The sequence below is a fragment of the Paraflavitalea pollutisoli genome (assembly GCF_029360705.1).
GTDB lineage: Bacteria > Bacteroidota > Bacteroidia > Chitinophagales > Chitinophagaceae > Paraflavitalea > Paraflavitalea pollutisoli.
In genome coordinates, this window is record NZ_JARKMX010000008.1 from 2,038,202 (window position 1) to 2,063,516 (window position 25,315).

Consider the following 25,315-nt stretch of genomic DNA (forward strand, 5'->3'; position numbering starts at 1 on the left):
TGCCAGGGACTGGCCGCTGGCATAGCCTGCGGGCACTGAAAACAACGAAGCTAATTCGGAGTGCTCTTTTAGGAATGTTTGGAAGGCCGGCAGCTTCTGCAACAGTCCCAACGTCTTTGTGAGTAGTTTGTCGGGGTCATTCAGTAGTTCTTTGTATTCCTGCACCTGTTGGTTGTAGTAGTATAATTCCTTCTGAAAATCCTGGTAGCCTTTGGTGAGACCTTTTGGAAGGTTGGTATACCGGCTCAGGGCAGCCTCGATCTGCTCTTTGCGTTGACGGATAAACTCTTTTACCTGGTCTGCTTGTAGCAACTTGCCCTGTAATTGCTGCACCTGTCGCAGTGAGCTGGCAACCTTACCAGCCTGATCCTTATTGAGCAGGCTGCTGTTTTGCTTCAGAAAACTCAAAGATGATTTGAGCGAGTCTACATAAGACAGGTATTGGCCTCCTACCTTATCGGCAGCAGCTGTAGGGTCCTTGAGTTGCGCGGACAATTTCGCATACTGCTCTTTGCTGTTATCGAAAAGCTCCTTAGCTGCCAGGGAATCGGTCTTCATCAGCTTTTTACGCAGTTTCTCTTCTTTCCGGGAAAGCCGTTCCAGGTATTTTTCTGTAGCACGCGTTAGCTGCGCTTCCAGCTTATGGGTCTTGTTTTGAATATGTTCATTGAACCGGTTGGGAAAATTCAGCAAGCGGTCTTGCAACGGCGGCTGATCCTGGGTGTAAGCACACCACGGAAGGATGGTCAATAATAGGACAAGGCGCCATGGGTTTCTCATGGACAGTCAGGTTTAGATGGTTAACAGATAAGTAGGGAGAGTTACTTATGTAAGCGTTCGTAGTTTGTATTGCGAAGTAATGAACCCTTTATCAAACCAACAACAACAAACCCATAAGCGTGCAGTTTTGGACTAAAAGTGTGCAGATTTAACCGATAAGTGTGTAAGGGGATGGTAAAAATTATCAATCCTGGCCCGACGCCCTATCCGCGCACATCATGTGTACTGTAATGATGCCATTGACTGGATGCGGCACCACACTGCGCTCCACTCCGAAGATACCGCCCAGTTGTTCTCCAACAAGTTTCTGGAAGATACCTGGCTGATTACGTATATAAAAAACCGTCTCCGCCAAGCTGGCGGAGACGGTGGAGTGATGTTTGGTGGTCGAACAGTAAGGGTTCGCTCCTAAGAAGCTGTAATTCCCTTAATTTTAGACCGGAAGCACATCTCAACGGCTAAGATTAATTCACACAGATGTCGTTTTTATGAATAGAAGATAAGTTTGTCATCAACGGCTTGGTCATTCTCGTCTAATATATATATATAGTCCCCCAACTCTTTTTCTTCAAAAATTAATTTCACACCAATCTCCAGCTGATATAGTTCAGAAGTTTTAGAGGATAATATTATTCTTATGTCATTATCACGCAACTCTACATTCCGAATAGGGACAGCCAGTTCATCTTCTAAATAACCATTTTCACTAAGATTAATGCAATTAAGAAAACCGGCTCTCGCTCTTTGGAATAACAACGACACATCTATTCCATTAATTTCAATTTTCATCTATGCTATTTTATTAATGTCCGCTAATCCAATCAAAAATAATGTGGCCACTTTCATTGGGATTTCCATATATTCTTATATCCCCACCATGACCCAGAATCTTTACCTTATATAAATATCCCGTTTCAGCAATTTCACTTTGTGTTAGTTTAATTATCCCGCTTTTTCCCTTCGGATCCACAATTCCTTTACTGATTGCTTTAGCCACTTTTTTCTTGATAGCCGGATCTAAGGTATTAAATATTGATCGTTTTACCCAACCAGTAGTTTTAACCGCTGTACTAACAACATTTGTAGCAGTTCCTGCAGCTCGCACAAAGCCGCCAAAAAAAACAGATCCCGCTTGCGCAACAGATGCCTTTTTATCCTGTTTTCTTCCATAAGTATCCTCTCCCTGGTAAAAGGAAACCACTCCATTTACAAAATTTGCTAATGGATTCCATTGATTTAGTTCGTATAAAAAATCACCACCGGGGTTATGATCATTAAAAAATTCATACCATTTATAATCTCTTTTATCTTTACCTGGTACATTAGTTCCCCCGCCCTCTGGTATTACAGGAACTAATCCGCTGGGCGACGGAGTTGGCTGATCACAAACCAAGCAGACAACTTGAGGATCATTATTATTATTATTATTCTCAGGAGTTACAATTACAGCTGGCATCTCTGGCACACCCGCAACAGCCGTGTCTGCTGCTAATCCAAGAGGATCATTCATCAAAATTGGATTGTTTAAGGCAAACACATAGGGACTTGAATTTTCAAAAAAGTCGGCTAATGGATCGATTTGATGAAATCTTCCTATTTGTGGATCATATGATCTAAGGGATGCATCATATAACTCTAATCCACTTTGATCACTAAATTCTTCGGATTGCAATTCATTACCTCCGTTAAACTTAAATTTATTGACTTTCCCTTTTAGAGCTTTTGTGCTTATCCCCGCCATCGTCAACCCAAACGGATAGTAGTGGGTTTCTTCCATAATGGGACCGCCTATATGCTGGACCGAAAGGTTATCAAAGAACACATCCCAGTTCTGCGTTTCGTTGCTGACGTAAATATACAAATATCCGTTCTTTGGAATGGCAACAGGACCATCGTTGGTTAACGGTTCAAGTACATCCGCGTTGCCAACAACCTTAGCCCCACTGCCGGCCGCTTCATATTTCAACTGTTCATCCAGCAGGATCCAGTTCAGGTAAGCCTTGGGCTTAGACGTCTGGTCTGGATTTCTGTCGCCCCGGAAGGCATTCATGGCTCCTAACAGCGGGCTGGTTCCTGTGTTGCCCAAGGCATCAAGAGTCCCTTTTGCGGTACCTGAAGCACCCACAATACCAGAAGCCAGGGAACTTAGAATGTCCGCAACCGGATCACCACCACTATTCGCCGATCCGCCACTCTTATAGAATGATTTAACACCAATCTGAACTCTATCACCACTCATCACTTTCAGTACCAACGCAGGCCCCACCTTGTTTCCACTACCATTTGTTCGTGCCAGCGAATCGTTGGGATTCGTAGTGCCGTCCGCAGGATAGCCGCCTGGTACGAGACTTTTGGCATAGCTTGTTTTAGCGATATTATAGAATAACTTATTCTCGGTCGTACGATACAATGCTTCCATGGAGGCCATGTAATTGGCGGTATCCGTCTGCTCAGTTAACACCATGCGTACATTGCCCAGGTGGTCTTTGAGAAAGTAATCGTATTGGAACTGGTTGCCGATGGCCCCATTGATAAACGTCCGTTTTGCCAATCGAAGCCGTCCCTCTTCGTGGCCGATAAATTGCAGGGTGTCGTTTTCATAAACCGCGCCGGCCAAATAGGTTGTCGTAGTAACCTTGGTCGGGTAAACTGTACTATCGTAAACAATTTTTCTCAATTTATTACCTAACCCGTCATATATATAGGATATACGTCCTTTGTATCCTCCACCTAACTTATTGACTGTTATAAACGATGGTAAATTGAGCGAATTATAAACTATTCCATTTTCATTGGCATCCCCCAAGTCTTTATTTCGATCACGCACCATACTGCCATTGCCATCATATACATAGTCTGAAGCCGTGGATGTCTTGGTTCCCACCTCTTGCATGTACTTAGTCGATGAACGGAAATCACCCAACACTGTGCCGGTATTGTTGGCGTAGTCGATCACGTTACGAAGCTTGTTACCGGCAGGAGAATAGGTGTAAACCAGACTATCGATGGTCTCACTCTTAGCACCTGTCCAACCCACTTGTTTCATTGTCAGGATGTTGCCATTGGCATCATAGGTGATGCCGCTGACGCTGAAGTCTATGCCGGCGGACTTATCCCAGGCTGTGCCGTTTTGCTGGTTAAAACTGGCTCTGGTCAACCTGTTTGCGACATCGTAGCTATAGTCAAACTTACGCGCCATGTTATCTCCCTTGGATTTCCACATGCCGCCCGTTATATTGCCATTGTATTGCGGGTTGGTGAAATACAGGTAATAAGCCTTGCAGTTGCTGGGTTTGTCATAGGCCAGCTCGAACCCAAAGTAGTGGTTGTCTCTCGTTGGGTTGATCAGGTAGGAATGATTTGCTCCCAGCGACCAGCCACGGATATTGTATTCGTACTCCATACTCTCCATAGGCAAAGAAGTGTTCGCCGGGTTCTGTCCCAGCTTTTTACTCTTCAGTTGACCCAATGCATCATATTCATTTTTTGCAATCACTTGTTCAGCCTTGGTAATCGATTGACCATTAACTGTACTATAAACAGCCTTTGTAGTTGCGGTCAATCGCCCGAGGTCATCGTAGGACATTTTAGTAACTACAGTATGGTTCTGAGCATTTGTCCCAGCCTTAAAATGCTTATTAACAAATACGAGAAATGCACCAGACCAACTGTATTGCGTCGTTGTATGCGTCTTTTCGCCAGTGATGTTGGTTTCCTGAACCTGAATAAGACGTCCATTATTGTCGTAGATATTCACCGCAAACAAATAACTAGAGGAACCGAGAACCCTATTTCGAGTACCTGTCACCAGCCCCTTTGTACCAAAACTCTGGACATTTTCCTGGGCATAAGGCCACGCGTTATCAACTGATAAAAAGTACTGATCATAACTGTTATTGTAAACTGTATCAAGGGAGTTGGTATAGGTTCTTTTCCAGTTATAATTATCGTAAAAGGTGTTGGTGTAGATCTCCTCTTCATAATTGGCGAGATCTGGGTAGCTGATACTTGCTGAAGCAGCGGATAAATGATAAGCCAGGTTATCATAATTGGCATCATCGACGAATAGTCCAGTTTCAACCGGCCTATTGAGATCATCATACCGGGTATACATCCATTGTTTACGGTAACGTTGCTGTCCAGTTTGAGTCATCACCACCCGGTCGCGGGCGTCGTACACCATCCTCGTATCTTCAGCATCAGCCACCTTCTTTCGAATCATACGGCCGCGTGTATCATACTCGTACCGGAAACATAAGTTGGTTAATACACTGGTGATCGTACCGGAAAACCAATTTGATTCATATAGATACTTGACGGGCTGCGAAGGGATCACCAACCTTAAACGACTTAAGTTGTCATAGACATAGTAGGTGTTCAACCAGTTAGTATGATTGCTGCCACTTCCATCGTCACCATTTCCAGCTAATTGAACCCTCTTAAGAACAACCTGTCCCTCGTTGTCTTTAAATTCGATAACCTGCTTATTATGTTCATCAACTGCAATTGTCTTATACAAAGTTCCTGCAGCGTACACCCCAGATACGGCATAGGTCCCCCAGTTATTCGCAACATCTGTAACTGTCCATACTTTAACATCATCGGCAGCAGTATTGAAGACATGCTTTGTTTTTATTGATCGCCGACTAGTTTCGTTAGTTTCCCCAACTGTGCCTACCCAACTGGAGCCTGGGGCAAATGCTTCCACCACCCTATTAAGTGGTGACGACTCAAAGGTTGTTTGTCCGTAAGCCCAGTTTAGACTGCCGGCCCCGACATTGGTTTCTACACTCTGGCCCGCCAACTGTGTGTTGTAAAAAGCAACTTGCTGTTGGAATGGATTTATTTTAAAAAGGCCGTCACTTGTTGAAGTATTGCCTCCCGTGGCATTGGCGCCAAATGGCAGGTACTGTTGTTGTTCACGGCCAAAGTCATCGTATTTGTTGGCCGAGACAAGATCTACAGGACTACTGCCCGTAGTAAGCGATCCTTGCTTGACTACTGTTTGCAGGGGGCGACCCAGGCCATCAAAATAAGCAGTCGTCTGCTTTACATCACGCAATGCCCGCCCGGGCAATAGCGCCGGATTGGTCTCCGGCGCAGTAGCCTCCCAGGTACGCACATAATTAACCTTGATCGTTGAGCTGTAAGGAACTTGGGGTGATACCGGCGTTTGCGCTAGCGACTTTACCGAAGCGCCTAGACCCGCAACCGCTAGCAGGACCCTAGTCGTATTTGAAATCGATGTTGTTATAGTCATGGATTTTGGTGTAAGGGTTATTGATTGGTATTTTTCTGGAATTGATAGTCGTAACGCTTGAGAATGTTCTTGTTCTCGTCGCGAACATGCTTGAGTCGACCAAAGCCATCGTATTCATAATAAATAATCCGATTATTGGCGTCGCAAGTGCTGGTAAGGCCAAACAATGGGTCGTACGTGTATGTTGTCATTTGGGCGCCTTCAGAACACAACCTGACTTCGTCAATACTATCGCCAGACACCGTTATATTAGTTACATTGGTTAGCTTCACCTCAAAATAGCGCCAAGGACCAATTATCTTCAGCGGTTGGGTAACAGCCTGTCCATTGACCCAAGTGTTGGCATAACTCCATACACCTACCACATAGTTTCCGGCGGGGACTACTTTTGACACACCGCCGCTCAATACCTTTTTCCCTGTTGGCGCATTGCTGGTTTCAAATATGACTGATCCCACACTCAACTGCCAACCACCAAGGCCATCTGCCTCGAATGAAGTATATGCTGTCCGGTCAACAGAAGCATTTGCGACCTGCGCAATGGGATATTGTTGATTATAATCCCATATGATAGATTGCGGAGCGTCGCCAACCTTGGCCTGCTGGGCTATAAAACCTTTACTAGTGTATTGCTGAAACTCAATCTTCGGCTTGATTAATGCCGGCGCCCGGTTTAGGGATGAGCCTATAGCCGGAACGCTGCTTTCTGGCACCGGCGAAGTCGTTTCCAACGATTCAATGGTGGATTTTCGAATGGCTGTACCAGACTGTTGGTACTGATTGACAATTCCTCCGGTCAAATACTTCGTTCCACCTATCGTTTTCCATTTCTCGACAGCAATAGGAACTGCGTACATGTTATTGTCAGCAGACAGCATATTTGTAGCGACTAAATTTGTACTATACTCTGAAGGGAAATGAACAATTTCTTCCACGACTTGATCCCGACTGTTCTTCGTTTGAGTATTAATTACGTTAAATGCATCATCTCTTGTATAACTTATTTCATTGACCAGAGAATCGTTTCCTGCGTATTCAATTACACGAGTTTTTGTAAGATCCTTCCGTCCAGTAAATGGAGAAAATCTCTGACTTTTGAAATACACTGGCCCTTTGATGGCTTCCCAGATTTGAACGTATTGCATGCCTGGATAGCATCCTGAATATGGGTTTCTGCACTGGTATTTATAGGGAGCAAGAGAAATACTGGTAAAGTTATCTAACCGACCCGGGGTATTGTAATAGCTGTCCTGTGAAATCCCATACTCATTTCTAGTCTGCTTTAACAATACACCATTTTTATCGTATACCAGTTCTTTCTTCAGTTGACCAAAGACCCAGGATCTGTTGTCCTGCGGCACTATTGGAAAAGTACTCGGTTCTGGCAAACTACCATCAGCATAAGAATCAAAATACCTAATAATTTTACCATTCGAAGCACCGTTATTTTCAAATTTCTCCACTACGCGCGAGTAATTAACAGGGCTACCATTCGTTTGTGGCAAAGTCAAAATCGGGGAAGAAAACCTGATCAGATAATTCTCATTTGTATTTGGAATGTACTCATTGTAGGATCCCGGAATCCTCGTAACGCAATCATATTCGTAGGTGTAGCAAACCTTATATGAATATTTTGGATATGTACCCAATGCGCCAGAACTAGTTACTCCGTCTTCTCTGAAGTAATCAAAGTCAGTTTTAGTCGCAGGCGATGTATTTACGTTGTCATAATTGCGGATTGATTTAACACGTAATCCCCCAACATATGGCCGATAGTCGCGAAGTACTGTTGTATCTGGGTTTTGCAATCGAACTTCCGTTCACTCAACATCGATATAAACCCCAAAATTCTGGGGATACGTTGCCGTCAACCGCATTGTAAAATCCCCATAAGGGATATTGTTTATATAAAAAGACCGGTCTATATCAGTATCTGGCTGTAAGGGAATATTCTCTGTACGTATCACCTGGTTAGAAGAATTTATTAGTTCGGCAAGAAGATAGCATCCCCCGCTATTACATTCATAAGATGGTAAATAAGAGTATATTTTGAATAGTGTCGCACTATTGGGGTCTCCTCGAAAATTATTGATCGAAATGGTTCCTGGAGTGCTACTGCTAACATAAACCGATTTTTGAAAGAACTTGCTGCTATGCCTTTGTATGATTTCCCTATCAAGTCTGCTATCCACTGCCATATGTGGTTCCATATCAAACTCAGTAAATCCGCCTGTAGGATATGTAATACGCGAAAGAGAACCATATTTTACACGAACCGGATCAACCTCTTTATTTGCACCAGACAACTCGTAGCGAACAGTATTAGTATTGTCGATGTATTCGTAGTATTCGTGTGGATATGGTGTATTTACCAGGTTGCTATTGTAGTAGCCCCAATGATCTGTTTGGTAACCCATCCGTTCTGGCAGCGCTCCTATATACTGAAACAGATAGCCTGTCGACTCACCTTCGATGGTATTGTAGGGAGTAACACCTTTTAGTGTAAGTCGGTTAATGGAATAGTCGTGATATAAATTAAAGCCTCTTTCTGCAGTTCCAGACTTAATTGCTATTTTTGATAACCGATTTGTACCTTGCAAATCGGTTCTAGGGGTAGCGTCATACGAAAAATCTACTAATACTCCGTTAGGTAGATTAACTCGTTTGATCCTTTTCCCCGCAACGCTATTTAACAATACAGAGTTGCTCCCGTGGCTGCCAAACTCAACCCCCATCGGAATAGACATGCTAGACGAACGATAAGCTACGTAGTATGGATTTTCGGCTTCGTACTCAAAAGTAATAGAGTCACCACCGAAAGGGGCTGTTAGCTTTGTTAGTTGCCAGGATGAGTAACATGAGCCAAAAGGCTGGCTTGAATTGGAGACTTCTTGTATACCGAATTCGTAGGTAACTCCAGTTTCGTCGACAGCCTTAAACCTAACTATTCCTTTCATTCCATTTATGACTCCAACCTCCTTCTCAATTCTTATTTTGGATGGCGAAATCATCAAAAAATCCCCATTCTTTCCATACATAAAAGTCCCACTTCTCCCTCCAAAATTAAAACTGAACAAATCATTTTGCCCATCATGAGCACCAGCATTGATCTTACTGAACAAGGATGTCTCCCAATTCGAATTTCCATCAAACTCTTGCGGCAGGACAGGCGTATTCAAAAACCCAATTGCATCCGTTTCATCTGGCAAGTCCCTTACTGTTCTAGTAATCACCCCGCCAGCATTGATGGCCCACCCAATTCCAACATTTGATGCAACATCATCCACCTTTACCCCGCCAGCATGATAGTCAAGGCTAATCGATAAGTTGAGTGTCTTATCTGCATTCGAATAGGAAAAAATTGGGACATTAATCTGGGGAATTCCCGTAGCATAGCCAATCGGCACTTCGCCAAATTTGCCGAGGGAGGCAGCAGATGGAGATGGAGGTACAATGTTGGCAAGGCCAGGATTCAGGTTAGGATTTGTGCTCTGTGCTTGCCCAGCACGAACAGCAGCGACGATAAGATTTAATAATAAAATCTTCTTTTTCATTATTTAGGTCTATTTTATTAGGAAGAAATCGAACACTCCGGGTTATAGTGGAAATACCAAATTAAAAGCTATACCCCACCCTAAACTTCAAGGGCTGGGCCTTGGGCACCTGTTGGTAACTCAGGAAATCCCACAATAGCTGGAGTTTTGTCTTTTTGAAGAATTTACTTTTTAAGGAAACGATCTTACTGACACCCAGCAAACCGCTTTGCTGCCATTCTTCGGCTGCCTGGAGTTCCTGGGTAGTAAGTGTTGTAGTAGAAGATAGTGGCTGGTAATTGTATTCATACCCGCCGGAGGCAAAGAAGCTGCCCTTCAAGCGCACATCCAGGAAGGAACGTATTGCAGCACCCTGGCTGGAGATCGAGATATTGCGGATATCTTTACCCCACCCCACCTTGTAGCTGCCGCCTACCCCCACGATGCTGTTGTCTGTGATCTTATAACCAACAGAGAGTCCTATATCAGACGTAGTAGGAAAGAAGGCCTGCGACTTCTGCGTCTGCAAGTTGGAGCCATACTCGAGGCGCTTCCAAAATGTCTTGGTCTTTTGGTTGTTGGGTTTAAAATTGGGAATATTGATATAGCCTCCGCCGGAGCCCAGCTTGCTGATCTTGTCCTTTAGCTGACTGAGCTGTGCCTGCGCACCCTGTAGGTTCTGTTGTAACAATTGCTGGGCATTGGGACCGGCAGCAGACAACTGATTTTGCAGTAGTGATTGCACCTGATCTCTTGTTTGTAAACCCGCCAAAGATTGGCCGCTGGCATATCCTGCGGGTACTGCAAAAAGCGAAGCCAGTTCCGAATGCTCTTTCAGAAATGTTTGGAAAGCTGGCAGCTTTTGCAACAGTCCTAATGTTTTTGTCAGCAGTTTGTCGGGGTCATTCAGCAAGTCCCTGTATTCCTGCACCTGCTGGTTGTAGTAGTATAATTCCTTTTGAAAATCCTGGTAGCGTTTGGTGATAGCTTTTGGCAAATTGGTATACCGGCTCAGGGCTGCTTGAATCTGCTCCTTGCGTTGGCGGATAAACTCTTTCACCTGGTCTGCTTGTTGCAACTTGCCCTGTAATTGCTGCACCTGTTGCAGTGAGCTGGCAATCTTACCAGCTTGATCCTTATTGAGCAGGCTGCAGTTTTGCTGCAGAAAACTTAAAGATGATTTGAGCGAGTCTACATAAGGCAGGTATTGCCCTCCTACCTTATCGGCGACAGCTGTAGGGTCCTTGAGTTGCGCGGACAATTTCGCATACTGCTCTTTGCTGTTATTGAAAAGCTCCTTTGCTGCCGATGAATCGGTCTTCATCAGCTTTTTACGCAGCATCTCTTCTTTCCGGGAAAGCCGCTCCAGGTATTTTTCTGTAGCACGTGTTACTTGTGCTTCCAGTTTAGCGGTCTTGTTCTGAATGTGTTCGTTGAACCGGGAAGGTAAATTCAGCAAGCGGTCTTGCAGCGGCGGCTGATCCTGGGTGTAAGCACACCACGGAAGGATAGTCAATAATAGGATAAGGAGCCATGGATTGCTCATGGACAGTCAGGTTTAGATGGTTAACAGATAAGTAAGGAGAGTTACTTTTGTAAGCGTTCGTAGTTTGTATTGCGAAGTAATGAAGCCTTTACCAAACCAACAACAACAAACCCATAAGCGTGCAGTTTTGGGCTAAAAGTGGGCAGATTTGACGGATAAGTGTGTAAGGTAGTCGTAGCCATCACCGCCTGAGCCGCCCCTACCGCTCATCCCACCAGTCGGCAGACCACATTGAATTTTTCCTTATTTTGCCCGCTTTCAATCCCCATTCATCATGAGAAAATCAATACTGACTGGATTGGTGGCCCTGGGCACCCTCTCCGCATTCGCCCAGCAGGATCCCAACTGGGAATCCACTTTCCGCCAGATCAACGACGACGTTCAAAAGAACTCCAAAGCCTACAGCACGCTGAAAGACGCGACCGAAACCATCGGCCACCGCCTCACCGGTTCCGAGAACGGCAATAAGGCCGAAGAGTATGCCTTCAACCTCCTGAAATCGTATGGCTTTACAGATGTCAAATACCAACCCTTTGAAGTGGAAAGCTGGAGCCGCGGCACGCTGGCCGTTTCTGCCGGCAGCAAAGGCAGCCTGCAGCCCATCAAATCCGTATCCCTCGCCCACTCTCCCGTGAAAGCTGACCTGACCCTGGAAGTAGTCGACATGGGCAATGGCCTCGACAGCGACTATGTGGCCCATCCTGGCATCGCGAAGGGTAAGTTTGCCCTCGTATACCTCGGCACCCTGCCCGGCACCACCGGCCGATCACTGCACCGCTCCGAGAAAACGGCCATCGCCATCAAACACGGCGCCAAAGGCATCATCGTGATCAATACCGTCGATGGTGGTACGCTGCTCACCGGCACCGCCTCCGTGACCGGCAAGCTCATCCCCATCCCCGCCGTCTGTATCGGCAAGGAAGACGGTATGCGCCTCAAAGAACAACTCAAAAGCGGCGCCCTCTACAGCCGTATCAACATGACCAATCACTCTGGCAAGATCAAGGCCCGCAACGTGATCGGCACCATCAAAGGCAGCACCCTGCCCAACGAGAAAATCGTGGTAGGTGGCCACCTCGACAGTTGGGACCTTGCCACCGGCGCCATTGACAACGGCATCGGCTCCTTCTCCGTACTCGACATGGCCCGCACGTTTATTCAACTCAAACTGCAACCCAAACGCACCATCGAGTTCGTGATGTTTATGGGTGAAGAGCAAGGTCTGCTCGGCTCGAAAGCCTATGTACATGAAACTATCAAAAACAAACAGATCGAACAACTCCGCTTCATGCTCAACTACGACATGACCGGCGACGTACGTAGCTTCTCAGCCAGCCATCCCGAAGCACAACCCCTGTTTCAATCCATCGGCGCCATCGCGCAAAAGATCGATACCGTATTTACCAACGGCTTCTCCAGCCGTGCTGGCCTGCACAGTGATCACCAGCCCTTCATGCTGCAAGGCGTGCCCACCGGCGGTGGTGGCGGCGGTCGTGGTGCCAACGGTCCGGCAGGTTGCTATCATGCCGATTGCGATGTGTTCAGCCTCGTGAACAGCGAGCAAGGCCTAAAAAATACCGTACGCTTTACCAGTATGTTGCTGTATGGCCTGGGTACTGCTGAAAGCATTCCAGCGAAAAAGCTCAACGATGAAGAGACCAAAGCGTTCCTGCTGAAACATAACCTGAAGGAACCGTTGCAACTGGAAGGTGAATGGCGTTGGAAGGATTAAGTATGCATTTATAAACGGCCCATAAAGCCGCGATATATAATAAAAAACGGGGCCACTGCATCGGCCCCGTTTTTTATTATCTACATGTGACTCGCTACTATTGAGCAGCCGCAACCGGTGCACCAGGCGGTGGCGGATTCAATTGCGCTGCGGGCACCAGGTTCTTCACTGGCTTAATGGTTTTGAGGTAGCTGAAGATGGCAGCTACATCTTCATCACTCAGGTTGCGCAATGCTTCAATGGGCATCGGCGGCATCAGCGGACGGGAATTCTCCACGCCCCGGTATTTGCCTTCTTTCAGTGCGCGCTTGAAGTTCTCGAGGGTCCAGCCGCCTAACCCGGTATCATCGGGCGTGAGGTTGGCGGCATAGGTGATACCCCAGGGACCAACGGCTGCTGTCAGGTCACCTTTCAGCAAGGCCCATTGTCCGGTCTTTACGATCGAGGTATCGAACTTGCCCAATTCTGTACCTGCAGGATAGCCGGAAAGGAACCTTTCCATATCGGGCACGGGCCCCTGCGGGGTCATGTTCTTCGGCGTATGGCAGTCACCACAACCTACTACGGTTACTAAATACTTTCCGCGTTCTACGAGGGCTGCCGTATCGGTAGCCGTTTGTTCGGGTTTACCGGCACCTGCTCCATCTCCGCAGGACACCATGGTTACGCCCATGGCAATAGTAGCCATGTACAAGAATTGCTTCATTGTTGTTCGTTCTTTACTGGTTAATACTAATGATTACGATTGTTCTGTGATATCGGAGGGTGGTACGTTCTTCTGTGCGTATATATCGGTGCTTAGCTGATAAAAATAACCGTTCTTTTCGCTGACCAGGGACGGGTTGACGCCGGAAAACTCTTTGAAATCCCGGCTAAAATGCGCCTGGTCGGCATACCCAAAGTCGTAAGACAAAGAGGCCCAGGGAATCTTTTTGTTCTCCGCATGCAACACATGCTGGTACACATTCCTGAAACGAATGATGCGCGTATAAGTCTTCGGACTGGTGCCCAGCACCTCCCGGAAACTGCGCTGTAATTGTCGCTCGCTTACATACAGGTCTTTGCACAGCGACTCGATGGAAATATTTCCTTTCGCCTCCCGTATGAGCGTCGCTGCATGATCGAGGTAATGCTGCTGCAGTTTGCTTTTACTGATCCGCTGCAACAAAGCCGACTCTGCGATCAACACCAGCTCGTCCGCATCCGATACCCCATACATGCGCTGCGCCATCTCATTGATGCCGGGATTCATGAAATTGCCCACATCGGTAAAGTCGTTGAACAATTCCGCGGCCGGCACGTTGAACAGCCGCACGAATATCTCAGGCTTCAGGTTGACGCCAAAACAGATCGAATGGCCTTTGCTTCTCCAGGTGACCGCATCTTTGTAGATGCCTACGAAAAATGCATCGGGCAAACGTTGCCACCCATTGGCTACCTGCACTTCGCAGTCCTGTTGAAAAACGTGAACGATGATCTGTACCATCCCCAGGGGCAGGCATACCTGGGCCGGCGATACTTCGCCCTGCTCTCCGTCGAATACCTGGTACCAGTAATTCTCCACGTAAGGCGCCAGAGCCCTAGAGGGAAAAAATTCTTTATATGAAATGATCATCATTCAATCCACCATTCAGGATGAGTAGCAAAGGTAGCCGTCGGAAATATCCTGCCATTGAAAAAATCCGACATCTTTATGTGGTTTTGAGGAGGATAGCGAAGGTTTAATGGAGGTAATGCGGCGGTAAGTTAACATTTTTCGGGCGTAATCTGACAGATCAGGTAGTTATACCCGGGGCAACCGTAGCAATACTGCGCAGGTTTCAGTACATTAGCGAAACCTTTTCCTACCTACTACGATTGTCTTCCTGCATTTATCAGCATTTAAGAAACTGTTTCATCAACCAAGGCTTATGAGCGATGCCTCCTCCGTACATATCTCCGCGTTGCAGCAGGGCGACCAGGCGGCCTTTATGCAGGTCTTTCACCAACACCACAAGCCCTTGTTGTATTTCGCCAAAAAGATCGTTCTCCACCATGAAGTGGCCGAAGAATGCGTATCGGATTGCTTTATCAAACTGTGGCAGATCCGGGAGCGGTTTGCTTCGACGGATAAGGTCAAAGCGTTTCTGTATATCTCCGTCAAAAATGCCTGCCTGAATTATATCAAATCGCCGCATGCGCGGCAAACTTTTCAGGCCGAGCCTACCGAGGAATTGCTCAGCGAGCAGCCTGCTTTTTTTGCGCAAATGATCCAGGCCGAACTGATGGATGCCATTTATCGGGAGATTGACCAATTGCCCGAAAAACAGCGGCTCGTTTTCCGGATGAGCTATCTCGAGGGAGCTACCACAGCGGACATTTGCGCCGCGCTTGACATGACGCCGGCGGCCGTGTTCACCAACCGCTCGCGCGCTACGGAGACACTGAAAAAAGTGTTCAAAGACAGGAACGCTTTGCTGTATCTTCTTTTTTTGCAATGGATGGCAGGATAGCCTGCCCGCTATCTTTTTAACTACAATTGTGCGCCGCCACTACCGATTGTGTTGCCAACACAACCTTTTTCCTGGCCTTTGTATTTTTTTTGTGGTTTACTGTAAGGTTTCAGTAAGATCATTGTTTTCATTATATAAACCTATCCATCTTTTGCTTTATGAATGACATGAACGAGATCATATCACTGATCCGCAAAGACCTCCGTGGAGAACTGACACCTGCAGAAGCGGAGCTTTTGAATGCCTGGGCCGCAGCTGACCCCGCCTACGCCCAACTAATGGTGGCAGTGCACGAGGAGGCGTTTCTATCTGAAGAACTGCGCCAATATGGCGACACCTATAATGACGAACAATCGACCAGCAGGATGCAGGCAATCGTGCAGCGCGGACTGCAGTCCGCGGTACCAGCCCCCCTGCCCCGCCGTTGGAAAATGGGTCGCAGGTGGCTTACAGCAGCAGCGGTGCTTGTGCTGGCTGCAGGTAGCTGGTGGTGGCTGCAAACGGACACGAGCCAGCCAGTAACGCCGACATTGACGATGAACGAGATCCGGCCGGGCTCGAACAAAGCCACGCTGACGCTCGCCAATGGAGAGCGGGTTGCCCTGGACAGTACCGCGGGCGGTATCATTGCGGGCAGTCACCAGGTGATGTATGCAGACAGTACCCTGGCCGCCACCAATACACCGACGGAAGACGATCGTTTGTTGAATACACTTTCGACACCGCAGGGAGGTCAATATAAGATCGTGTTACCGGATGGCTCTACGGTATGGTTGAATGCGATGACTACGCTGCGCTACCCTACCGTGTTTGCGGCCAATGAACGCGTAGTGGAACTAGAGGGTGAAGCCTATTTCGAAGTTGTGCATCGCGCGGACGCTGCCGGCCACCTGCAAGGGTTTGTGGTAAAGAGCAAAGGACAGGAAGTACGGGTGCTGGGCACCAGCTTCAACATCAATGCCTATGCAGACGAGCGAAAGATCACCACCACGCTGGTATCGGGTGCGGTACAGGTCAGGAACCTGTATACGGGTGGTTCACACCGGTTGGAACCAGGACTGCGCAGCCAGGTAAATGCCGAGTTGACAACCGTACTGAAAGCAGACGTGTTCAGTGCGACTGCCTGGAAAGACGGCCTGTTCTCCTTCCGGGATGCCGGGGTAGAAGAACTGATGAAACAATTGCGTCGGTGGTATGGGGTTGAAGTGAGCTTTGAGGGTACGATCCCAACGATGTCGATCAATGGAGAGGTAGACCGGAACATGCCCGCCAGCAAGGTTTTTGAAGTGCTGGATTACCTGGAGATCGCTTTCCGCATCGACAACAACCGGATCATTATCAGCAATAAAAAATAGTGCGCCTTTCCAATACCATGAAGGAACCGAAACCTTAACACATTCATTATTCACCCAAACTACTGCTCAAATGAAACAAGAAGCCTGCAAGACCTGACCGGTCGCTGATCCATAAAAAAGCCACAGTAATGTGTCACCATTGCTGCGGCCAATTGACCGGATCACCCGCCCCCTCGTCTCGAACACGAGGGTAAAGAACCTATTTCTGGAAACACGTTCTGCTACGTAAACCCGGCTTACTGCGAACTTAGGGAATTAATTGGACAATCTGATTCCCCGGGACCTCGCATGGCCTCAAATCATCAATGATGAATGTCAACCCCTCGTGCGCGGCTGCCTGTTGGCGACACCCGCTCATGAAGCAATGCTCGCGAATCATGCGCCTAACTTTTTTCTTTCTCCTTATTGCCGTGCTACAGGTCAGCGCCAAAGGTTATGGGCAGATCACCATCAAGGTCAAAGATGCACCGCTCAACCAGGTATTGAACCAGATCCGGCAGCAATCCGGGTATGTATTCCTGACCAACCAGCAGGAACTGGGCCGGTATAAGGTTACTGCACAAATCAACAATGCCGATATCAAAACGGTGATGGACCGCGTGATCGGCACCCTGCCACTACAATACAAGATCATCGACCGTACGATCGTCATCAAACTAAAGCCGGCGGCCGGCACAACAGCCGCTACCGATGGAGAAGCGCCAGCCGATATCGAAGTAACAGGGCGCGTGCTGGATGAAAAAGGCGCTATCCTGGAAGGCAGCTCTGTTTGGGCTAACAAAGGAAGTTTTACCTCCGGTACCTCCAGTGATAAAAATGGCTATTTCATCTTACGGAATATTCCCGACGATGCGACGTTGCATGTATCCCGCCTGGGATTTGCCCAGGTGGATATCAACCTGAAAAAAGCGAAACTTCCATTGACCGTTACCCTTACTCCCAGGATGGACAAACTGGAGGAGGTCAATGTAACCTATAAGACCGGATACCAGCAGATCAGCAAAGACCGGGCGACCGGTTCCTTTGTACACATCGACCGCGAACTGCTGGACCGCAGTCCGTCTACCAACCTGCTGGATCGTATTGCTTATGTGACCAGCGGCCTGGTATTTGATCGTAAGACGACCCTGATGGCGAATGCGGAAAGGCAAACACCTTACCTGATCCGTGGCCTGTCGACCATTAGTGGCAACCCGCACCCGCTGATCGTGATCGATGGTTTCCCTTATGAAGAAACGACGATGGAGGGCAGCAGTCTTTATTTCGTCCTGAATGACCTGAACCCAAACGACGTAGCCGATGTAACGATCCTGCGCGATGCGGCAGCCGCTTCCATCTGGGGCGCCAAGGCAGGCAATGGTGTGATCGTGATCACTACCAAGAAAGGGCGTTTCAACCAGCAGGCACGCGTAGAATTCACGACCAACATCAGCATCCGCGATAAAGAAGACCTGAGCAAGCTGCCCATGATGAGCTCAGCCGACGCCGTGGAAGTTCATAAGGCACTCTATAACCGCGGTACGTACAACCCTTATGATGCTTCTTATCCTGCCAGCCGTAATTTCCCCGTATTGCCGCAAGCTGCAGAGGTATTACTGGCCATGAAGAAAGGTAAGTTGTCGGCCGCCGAAGCCGATGCCCAACTGGCGCAACTTGCTTCGTACGACACCCGTAACGACGTTGAAAGATACCTGATGCAACAAGCGATCGACCAGCAATATGCGTTGAACGTATCCGGCGGATCGGACAGGTTCTCTTATTATACCTCGATCGGCGTGGATCGGAACCGGGGCACGGCCATCGGCAATGAGAACAACCGCATTACGCTGCGAACCGACAATACCTACCGCGTAACGAAGAACCTTTCGCTGAATGCCTATATCAACTATACACAAGCGAGAAACAGCAACAATGGGTTTGATTATATGAGCCTATTGAACAATGCGCCCTTGTATACCCGGCTGGTCGATGACCATGGGATGGCCGTGTCCATGCCGTACAAATACCGGCAGGCATATGTAGATACGGTAGCCTATCCTGCGCTGCTGGACTGGCATTTCTCGCCGGTGCAGGAGTTGACAACCAAGAATTTCCGATCTACCAATATGGATGTGCGTGTGGGAGGTGGATTACAATACACCCTTCCCTATGGGTTGCGGCTGGATGTGAACTATCAGTACCAGCGCATTGCCCATGAGACCAGGAATATCAATGGAGAGAACAGTTTTTATACCCGTGACATCCTCAATCGCTATATGGGTGGCACCCCTACCAGTGTTACCTATCCCATCCAACGCGGAGCGATCGTATTTTACAACAACAACTCCGAGAAATACTGGCAGGGAAGGGCACAACTCAATTTTAACCGCAGCTTTGGCGACCACCAGGTAACCGCCCTTGCTGGTATGGATGTGAGCGAACGCACCGTAGAAGGCATGAGCGATAACTGGTATGGCTACAACGAAGAGACTGGATTATTCCAGACCTTTCTCAACTACGACCAATTTTACCCCACAAGGCCTGGTAATTCTTCCGAACGCATCCAAAATGGTAATACGCTGATGAGCAACTTGCGCCGGCAACGGAGCTATTTCGCCAATGGTGCGTATACCTATGCGAACCGTTACACGCTTACCCTGAGTGGACGGCAGGATGGCGCCAATATCTTTGGCGTGAAGACCAACCAGCAACTGAGCCCGTTCTGGTCGGCCGGTGTGCTGTGGAATATCGGCAACGAATCTTTCTATAAGTTTCGCCTGGTGCCTGAGTTGAAATTCAGGGCAACCTATGGCTTCAATGGCAACTATAAAAATGCTTCAGCCTTTGCGACCATCTCTTATTTGAATAATTCGTCTACCGGCTTTCCTTCGGCACAGCTGGTGGGTGTTCCCAACCCCTACCTGAGCTGGGAAAAGACGCGGGTACTGAACCTCCGTCTGGACTTTAGCCTGATCGGCAACCGCGTAGGCGGCAGCATCGAATGGTACCAAAAAGATGGTATTGACCTGGTGAGCACCGTCAACAATGATCCTACTTCGGGCGTAGCAACCTACTCCGGCAACCGGGCTACGGTACGCGGCAACGGGGTGGATGTGCAGCTCAACAGCCGCAACCTGACGGGCGCGCTGAAGTGGAATACCAGTATGACGTTCAGCTTCAATACCAATAAAGTAACTGCCTTTGAAGGCAAGGCCAATACTGGCCAATTACTGGGTGGCGGTCAGCCATATGTTGGCCGCAACATGTGGGGTTTGTATAGTTATAAATGGGCTGGACTGGATGACAAGGGCAGACCGCTGGGCATCCTGAAGGATACCGTGGCGCTGTATACCGTTGCTGCCGGGCAAAGCGGCCCCAACCCCAACACGATGCCGGAAGACCTGCAATACCATGGCACCTCCACGCCGCTGTATTCGGGCAACCTGCTGAACACGGTATCTTACAAAGGATTTGATGTGTCGTTCAATATTACGTATGCCCTTGACTATTATTTCCGCCGTTCGTCTGTGAACTATCAAAACATATTGCCCCTGGGCGGCCCCGGCACCTACGCGATGAGTGTAACCCATAAGGATTACGCCCTTAGGTGGCAGAAAGCGGGTGATGAAGCAACGACTACGGTTCCCGCCATGCCTGCTGGTTCCGATTATTTCCTGAACGCCTTTTATACAAGCTCGGCGATCCTGGTAGAACGCGGCGATCATATCCGCCTGCGTGACATCCGGTTGGGCTATGACCTTGGCGGTTTGCGGCTCAACAAATTTATCAAAGGCGCTCACCTCACAGCCATGGTCTCGAACCTGGGTATTCTGTGGAAGGCCAATAAACAGGGACTTGACCCCGATTATTATTCCCGGGAAATTCCGGCTGCCAAATCTTACACCATCGGATTGCAGGTGCAATTCTAAAAATACTGAGACATGAAATCATTACATCTTATACAACGTTGCGTGGGACTGCTTGGCAGCCTGTGCCTGCTGGTGTTCGCTACCGGCTGTAAAAAAGACTGGTTGAATGTAAAGCCGGATAAGAGCCAGGCTATCCCTACCAGGCTGAGTGATTACCGGGCAATGCTGAACCATACCAGTGTACTCAATGCCAATTGTATTGCTTTGGGTGAAGTCGCCTCGGACGGGCACTATGTGAGTGACGCGATCTGGACGGCCACAAAAGATATTCCGGCGATCAATGCCTATACCTGGAGCCAGTCGACCGTGTACCCAGATATGGAGTCATACCGCAGTTTCTATAACCGCATTTTCTTCACCAATGTGGTGATGGATGGGTTGCGCAAATTGACGGTAACGACTGCTGCAGAGCGTGCCGAGCTCGATGGTTTGCGCGCCCGTGCCTTGTTTGTAAAAGCGATCAGCTATTACTGGCTATCGCAGCTTTATGCGCAACCTTACCGCGCCGCAACAGCAGCTACAGACCAGGGCATCCTGGCACAGGACAACCTGGAATTCCTGGAAAACGTACACCGCCTGACCGTGGCTGAGACCTACAACAGCATCATTACCATGCTGACGGAAGCGTTACCACTGTTGCCTGTGAAACCGGCGCATGTAACCCAGGCGAGTCGGCCAGCAGTACACGCTTTGTTATCACGGGTATACCTATGCATGCAGGATTATGACAATGCCCTGCTACACGCCAATAGCAGCCTGGAGCTGCAGCCCGCCCTGCTGGACTACAGCAAAGTGCCAGCCGGCAACTTTTATATCGGCGCTTTCAACAGCGAGGTATTGTACCACGATGAAATGAGTAGCTCGGAGATCAACAGCTTTACCACCAACAATTGTCTCCTCGACCGTTCGCTGTATGACAGTTACCATGCCGATGACCTGCGGAAAACACTTTATTTTTTCCCATTGGGCGCCAACCTCATCTTCAAAGGCAACTATAACAACAGCAACTGGCAAATATTCTGCGGGCTTGCCAATGATGAGGTATACCTGACAAGAGCGGAATGCCAGGCCCGTAAGGGTGACGCTGCTGCCGCCATGAAAGGGCTGAACGACCTGTTGCGTACACGTTGGAAAACCAATACCGATGGCAGCACGTTGTATACAGATCGTACCGCTGCCGACGCAAACGATGCGTTGCTTCAGATACTGGCCGAACGCAAGAAGTCGTTGCTGGTTCGGGGTACGCGCTGGGCCGACCTCCGCCGCCTGAACCTGGCGCCCGCAACAGCGGTCACGCTTACGCGGACCATTGGTGGTAAAACATATTCCATTGAACCCAATAGTCACCGTTATACTTTCCCACTACCCATTACCGTGCGCGAATTGGGCGGCCATGCCCAAACAACGGGCTGGGAATAACTTATTCATTACATAAAAAGTATCATGAACGCTCCCATCGTAAGCGTACAGAACCTGTCGCACCGGTACAGTGTGCAATGGGCTGTGCGGGACATCAATTTTGAACTGAACGAGACTGGTATCTATGGTTTGCTCGGCGCCAATGGCGCCGGCAAATCTACCATCATGAACATCATGTGCGGGGTATTGAAGCAAAGTCAGGGCACAGTAGCCATCAAAGGGATAGACCTGGCCAACGATCCGGTGGAAGCGAAAAAGCTGATCGGCTTTTTGCCCCAGCAGCCCCCTTTACAGGCGGAGCTCACTATCGAAGAGTTTCTGCAATTCTCTGCCCGGCTGCGACTGATGGACAGCGCAGCTATCCCTGCCGCGATCGACAAGGTAATGAAGAAATGTGCGATCCATCATTTCCGGAAGCGGTTGATCCGGAACCTGTCGGGCGGCTACAAACAACGTGTTGGCATTGCCCAGGCGATCATTCATGAGCCCGACTTCGTGGTACTGGATGAACCTACGAATGGTCTCGATCCCAACCAGATCCTCGAGGTACGCAACCTGATCCGGGAGATTGCCCAGGAGCGCACCGTACTGTTATCGACCCATATCCTGCAAGAAGTACAGGCCTTGTGCGATCATATCTGGATGATCAATGAAGGGTCGATGATCTTTTCGGGTACGCTGCATGAGTTTGATAATTATATGGCGCCCTCCACCCTGCTGGTGACGTTGGCCGCGCCGCCTTCTCTCTCTACCCTGCTGAGTATTCCGGGCGTAACCGGTGTTGAAGCGCTATCGCCGCTGCAATGCAGGATCCGTTTTGCGCAGGATGCGGGTGAGGTGATCGAGCAGCTGGTAACGGCGAGTGTACAACACCGCTGGCGCCTGCTGGAGATCTACCAGGAGAAGAACTCGCTTGAAACCGTATTCGCTGAACTGTCTAAAAGGAAACTGAACTAATGTCACTTAAAAGGAATTGCCTTACGATATGCAATATCGCGAAGGCGGAGCTGCAGGTATTTTTCTATTCACCCATTGCCTGGATCATCCTGGTGATCTTCACTTTCCAGGCGGGGCTGATCTATACCGAGTCTTTCGAAAGCTTTATGCTGGGCAAAAATGCCGGCGCATCCTTATACGATCTCACTGCCGCACTATTTACGAGTATGCGGGGATTGTTCTCACTGATCCAATCTTCGCTGTACCTCTATATTCCCCTGTTGACCATGGGTGTGATGAGCCGGGAACTGAGCAGCGGATCTATTAAACTCCTGTACTCTTCACCGATCACCAATTTCCAGATCATCATGGGTAAATACCTGGCGCTGGTATCGTATGCGTCTGTGATCGTCGGGCTGTTGGGTGTATTCTGCCTGTTCTCCGGCGCTGTTGTCAAAGACGTGGACTGGCCATTGATCCTGTCGGGCATGCTGGGCTTGTTCCTGCTGACCTGTGCTTATGCTGCCATTGGCCTGTTCATGAGTTCGCTGACGTCTTACACAGTGGTAGCAGCCATGGGCACCCTTGCGATCCTTTCCCTGCTGGCTTATGTAAAAACGCTGTGGCAGGATATCGCTTTTGTGCGTGACGTCACCTACTGGCTGGCGATCAGTGGCCGCAGCGACACGTTCATCGTTGGGCTTATCACGACAGAGGACCTGCTGTACTTCTTCATGGTGGCGGCACTGTTCCTCAGCTTTACCATTATCCGGATGCAAAGCAGCCGTATGAACAAGCCACGCTGGCAAACGGTTGGTCAATATGCCGTGGTAGTGTTGATCGTTGCACTGGTGGGTTATGTCAGCTCTTTACCTGCCTTCAAGAAGTATTACGATGTGACGCACACCCGCAAGAATACGCTAACAAGAAGCAGTCAGGCCGTACTGAGCAAGCTGGATGATGAATTGACGATCGACACCTATGTAAATATGTTTGAGCCCAACTACATGATGGCGGTGCCGAAACAATACAAGGATGACATGAAGCAGTTTGAGCGCTACCTGCGGTTCAAGCCCGGGATCAAAGTCAACTATCATTACTATTACCAGCGGGGGGATTTTCAACTGATGAATCCCAGACTAGCGAAGCTGCCGGATGCGCAACTGATCGACACACTGCGGAAGATCAATAACTGGAACTTCCCTATCGTCCCTTACAGCCAGCTCCGCAAAGATGTAGATCTGTCCGGTGAAGGCTTCCGGTTTGTACGGCGGTTAAAACGCGCCAATGGCACCTCTACTTTCCTGCGGCTGTTCAATGACAATAACCGCAACCCGTCGGAGACAGAGATCACGGCCGCCATCAAGCGCCTCGTGATGGAATTGCCGCTGGTAGGGTTTGTCAAGGGGCATGGCGAACGCCAAAGTGATTCCCACCAGGACAGGGGTTATAATATGATCGCCCAGGAGAAGACCTACCGGTATGCACTGATCAACCAGGGCTTTGATTTTACACCGGTGACGCTCGACCAGGCAGTGCCTGCCAAGGTGCGCATCCTGGTGATCGCGGAACCGCGGTCGGCGTATACAGAGATCGAACAAGCGAATCTCCGGCAATACATTGCACGCGGCGGTAACCTGATCGTTGCGGGCGATCCCGGAAAAAGAGAATTCACCAATGCACTGACGGAGCAACTGGGTGTACAATTACAACCTGGCATGCTCGTAAAACCGTCTCAAATGTTTCAGCCCGACCTGTTGCTGCTGCGTCCGACGCTCAACAGTATAGCCTTCTCTTATCATCTCGAAAGCATGTTGCGCCGGGGTATGCAGGCAACAATGCCCGGCACCAGCGCTTTGCAGTTTGATCCTTCAAAGGGATTTATGGCGGATACCTTGTTCCGATCAGACTCTGCCGGATGGAATGAGCAGGAAACCTTCAATTTCATCGATGACTCGCTTTGTCTGAACCCTGCTGCCGGTGAGGCTATGGGACGCTACCCTACCGTGCTGGCCCTGTCCCGAACGATCAACGGTAAAGTGCAAAAGATCCTTGTTACGGGTGATGCAGACTGGCTGAGCAATGGTGAGCTGGCGATGCACAGGAATAATATATCCACCTCCAACTTCCCGCTGATCAATGCCACTTTCTTCTGGATGAGTGACGGCGAGGTACCGATCGATATGCGGCGGCCTGTACCGATCGACAGCGACCTGCTGATCGGTAAAGGGGGATGGGCCGTAGCCTCTGTGTTATTGAAATGGGTATTACCCGGCCTGCTGATCCTGGCGGGCGTATTGATCTGGTTGCGCAGACGCGGCAGATAGCCCCACCGTCCTATGAATATGAATGGT

The 25,315-nt window shown here is 48.8% G+C and carries 14 protein-coding genes and 1 pseudogene; 7 read left to right on the plus strand and 8 right to left on the minus strand.

The window, feature by feature from the left end:
* The 6 genes and pseudogenes from P2W70_RS21960 to P2W70_RS21985 form a co-directional block, all read right to left on the minus strand.
* Positions 1-780 (minus strand): annotated as a pseudogene (locus P2W70_RS21960) (hypothetical protein); the annotation flags it as partial.
* 486 nt (positions 781-1,266) lie between these two features.
* Positions 1,267-1,569, minus strand: coding sequence for a hypothetical protein (locus P2W70_RS21965; RefSeq protein ID WP_276483679.1), 303 nt, complete (start codon positions 1,567-1,569; stop codon positions 1,267-1,269).
* A gap of 13 nt (positions 1,570-1,582) precedes the next feature.
* A complete protein-coding gene (locus P2W70_RS21970; RefSeq protein ID WP_276483680.1) occupies positions 1,583-6,040 on the minus strand; it encodes a DUF6443 domain-containing protein in 4,458 nt (1,485 codons plus the stop codon).
* A gap of 17 nt (positions 6,041-6,057) precedes the next feature.
* On the minus strand, positions 6,058-7,503 hold the full coding sequence (locus P2W70_RS21975; protein ID WP_276483681.1) for a hypothetical protein: 1,446 nt from the start codon (positions 7,501-7,503) through the stop codon (positions 6,058-6,060).
* A gap of 357 nt (positions 7,504-7,860) precedes the next feature.
* Positions 7,861-9,594 carry a hypothetical protein gene (locus tag P2W70_RS21980; RefSeq protein ID WP_276483682.1) on the minus strand — a complete coding sequence of 578 codons (1,734 nt, stop codon included), beginning with the start codon at positions 9,592-9,594 and terminating at the stop codon, positions 7,861-7,863.
* Positions 9,595-9,655: 61 nt separating this feature from the next.
* Positions 9,656-11,119 (minus strand): hypothetical protein, encoded by a 1,464-nt coding sequence (locus tag P2W70_RS21985; RefSeq protein ID WP_276483683.1) that lies wholly within the window; start codon positions 11,117-11,119, stop codon positions 9,656-9,658.
* Between the two features lie 274 nt (positions 11,120-11,393).
* On the opposite strand from P2W70_RS21985, the gene P2W70_RS21990 reads away from it, so the two are divergent.
* Positions 11,394-12,851: a M28 family peptidase gene (locus P2W70_RS21990; protein ID WP_276483684.1), complete on the plus strand. Its 1,458-nt coding sequence runs from the start codon at positions 11,394-11,396 to the stop codon at positions 12,849-12,851.
* A gap of 97 nt (positions 12,852-12,948) precedes the next feature.
* On the opposite strand, the gene P2W70_RS21995 is transcribed toward P2W70_RS21990, so the two are convergent.
* Together P2W70_RS21995 and P2W70_RS22000 are read right to left on the minus strand one after the other, a co-directional pair.
* Positions 12,949-13,557, minus strand: coding sequence for a c-type cytochrome (locus tag P2W70_RS21995; protein WP_276483685.1), 609 nt, complete (start codon positions 13,555-13,557; stop codon positions 12,949-12,951).
* 33 nt (positions 13,558-13,590) lie between these two features.
* A complete protein-coding gene (locus P2W70_RS22000) occupies positions 13,591-14,469 on the minus strand; it encodes a helix-turn-helix domain-containing protein (protein WP_276483686.1) in 879 nt (292 codons plus the stop codon).
* Between the two features lie 292 nt (positions 14,470-14,761).
* Between P2W70_RS22000 and P2W70_RS22005 the strand changes: the two genes are divergently transcribed.
* The 6 genes from P2W70_RS22005 to P2W70_RS22030 all read left to right on the plus strand — a co-directional run bounded on the left by P2W70_RS22005 (position 14,762) and on the right by P2W70_RS22030 (position 25,288).
* Positions 14,762-15,343 carry an RNA polymerase sigma factor gene (locus P2W70_RS22005; RefSeq protein WP_276483687.1) on the plus strand — a complete coding sequence of 194 codons (582 nt, stop codon included), beginning with the start codon at positions 14,762-14,764 and terminating at the stop codon, positions 15,341-15,343.
* A 158-nt stretch (positions 15,344-15,501) separates the two neighbouring features.
* Positions 15,502-16,698, plus strand: coding sequence for a FecR family protein (locus P2W70_RS22010; protein ID WP_276483688.1), 1,197 nt, complete (start codon positions 15,502-15,504; stop codon positions 16,696-16,698).
* A 377-nt stretch (positions 16,699-17,075) separates the two neighbouring features.
* A complete protein-coding gene (locus tag P2W70_RS22015; RefSeq protein WP_276483689.1) occupies positions 17,076-20,606 on the plus strand; it encodes a SusC/RagA family TonB-linked outer membrane protein in 3,531 nt (1,176 codons plus the stop codon).
* A gap of 12 nt (positions 20,607-20,618) precedes the next feature.
* Positions 20,619-22,025, plus strand: a complete 1,407-nt coding sequence (locus tag P2W70_RS22020) for a RagB/SusD family nutrient uptake outer membrane protein (protein ID WP_276483690.1) — start codon at positions 20,619-20,621, stop codon at positions 22,023-22,025.
* 24 nt (positions 22,026-22,049) lie between these two features.
* Positions 22,050-22,982, plus strand: a complete 933-nt coding sequence (locus tag P2W70_RS22025) for an ABC transporter ATP-binding protein (protein ID WP_276483691.1) — start codon at positions 22,050-22,052, stop codon at positions 22,980-22,982.
* Entirely contained in the window at positions 22,982-25,288 is a 2,307-nt protein-coding gene (locus P2W70_RS22030) for a Gldg family protein (protein ID WP_276483692.1), read from the plus strand. Before P2W70_RS22025 ends, P2W70_RS22030 begins: the two co-directional genes overlap by 1 nt.
* The last annotated feature ends 27 nt before the right edge of the window (positions 25,289-25,315 follow it).